Here is a 1,851-nt window from a genome sequence, read left to right as displayed (position 1 = left end):
CCGTTGCTCAGAACCTCAGCGGTTCTCAGCGTTCCGGGCATTTCTGCCCGGAAGGTCCGTCTCGTCACCAAAGCGTAAGGGCTTTGGCTTGAGGACGGTCTCTCGCTTCCGTCTGCCGCTGCTGTGGCAGGGTTGCGCCACCTGCCCGCCCCGCCTCCGCCTTGCGGCGGGGGCGGGTGGCGCGGGTCTTATGGTCGGCTCCACGAGGCTTCGACACCACGGGGGTGTCCTGGTCTCCGGCCACTCCGGTACCAGTGGTGCAGGCCGCCGCGAGGGCGGCGAGGTTGAGCGCGGCGTTGTCGTCCCGGTCGATGGCCAGGCCGCAGGCGTCGCATTCGTAGGTCCGGACGTGCAGCGGCAGCTTGGCTTTCACCGCGCCGCACCCGGAACAGGTCTTGGAGGAGGGGTACCAGCGGCTCGCCACGATCATGCGGGTGGCGTGGCGCTGGGTCTTGTAGGTGAGCTGGCGGCGGATCTCACCGAATCCGGCGTCGGCGATCCTGCGTGCCAGGCGCCGGTTGCGGAGCATCCCGGCGACGTTGAGGTCCTCGACCACGATCGTGCCGTACTGGGCGGTCACGGCGGTGGTGAGCTTGTGCAGGGCGTCTTCGCGGAGGTTCGCCACGCGGTGGTGGACCTTGTTGCGGGCGGCGTTGGCCTTCTCCCACCGCTTCGACGCCTTGCGTCCGGTGCGCCGGTCGGGGCCCTGGCGTCGGGAGACGACGCGGGAGGCTCGGCGCAGCTGCTTGCGCGCCCGGCCGTAGTGCCCGGGGTTGGCGACGGTGCGGATCTCGCCCGTGCTGTCGGCCATCACCGCGAGGGTCTTCACCCCGAGGTCGATGCCGACCGCTGTGTCCGGGCGGGCGACGCGTTCGAGGTCTCGCTTGACCTCGGCCTGGAAGGAGACGAACCAGCGTCCGCGTTCGTGCCGGACCGTCGCGGACAGGATCCGCGCCGTCCCGGCCTGGACGCAGGTCAGGAGCTTGACGGTGGGTTCGTGGACGCGGATTGTTCCGAGCCGGGGCAGCGTGACGTGCCGGCCGCCTGCCTCGACGCGGATCGTGCCGGTGGTGAACCGGCAGGCCACACGCGCCTTCCGCTTGGCCTTGAACCGCGGCACACCCATCCGGGCGCCCTTGCGCTTGCCGTTCTTGGACTTCGCGTAGTTGTCGAACGCGGCGGCGGCGCCTGCCAGGCCAGTGCTGTACGCCTCCTTGGAGTTCTCCTCCCACCAGCTCGCGAACCTGGGGTCGGTGTGTTTGGCGGCGTTGAACGCCTTGCGCAGCGACGGCAGCGACCACGGCCGCCAACCCGTCAGCGACTCCTCGGGGATGCCGTAGGTCTCCTCGGCCCTGCGCTGCCACCACGACGCCGTGACCCAGCCGACGGCCCAGTTGTACGCGGCCCTGGCCGCGCCACAGTGCGAACGCAACGCGTGCTCCTGGGCGGCGTTGGGGTCCAGAGCGAACCGGAACGCCTGCACCACAAACCCGGGCCGCGGCTGGAACTTCTTCACTCGCCGGCCTCGCCGGTCGCCACGGCCACCGCACGGGCGGCCCGGTTCTTTGCCGCCCGCCGCCCGTACAGACGCGCACACATCGACGTGAGCACCTCGGTGATGTCCCGCACCAGGTCATCGGCGGTCTCGGCGGGGTCGAGGACGACCAGGCGCCGCCCGGACGCCGACAGCACTGCCTCCAGGTGCTCGACGCCGAACCGGGCCAGCCGGTCACGGTGCTCCACCACGATCACCGCCGCCTGCGGGTCGGACAGCACCCGGTGCAGCTTGCGCCGACGTCCGTTCAGCCCCGAGCCGACCTCGGTCACAACCTCCGCGACCGGCAGGCCGAG

General features: G+C 71.0%; 2 protein-coding genes. Both read right to left on the bottom strand.

Going from position 1 to position 1,851, the window contains the following annotated elements:
* Nucleotides 1-64: 64 nt before the first annotated feature.
* Nucleotides 65-1,516 (bottom strand): IS607 family element RNA-guided endonuclease TnpB, encoded by a 1,452-nt coding sequence (tnpB, locus tag ACFYO2_RS49570; RefSeq protein ID WP_388364105.1) that lies wholly within the window; start codon nt 1,514-1,516, stop codon nt 65-67.
* A partial coding sequence (locus ACFYO2_RS49565; protein ID WP_388364102.1) for an IS607 family transposase occupies nt 1,513-1,851 on the bottom strand: 339 nt, incomplete at its 5' end. The genes ACFYO2_RS49565 and tnpB, both read right to left, overlap by 4 nt.

The sequence above is a fragment of the Streptomyces sp. NPDC006602 genome (assembly GCF_042870385.1).
In the GTDB taxonomy this organism is placed as follows: Bacteria; Actinomycetota; Actinomycetes; order Streptomycetales; family Streptomycetaceae; genus Streptomyces.
Note: the sequence above shows the minus strand (reverse complement) of the source record. Positions and strands in the feature narration are given on the sequence as shown.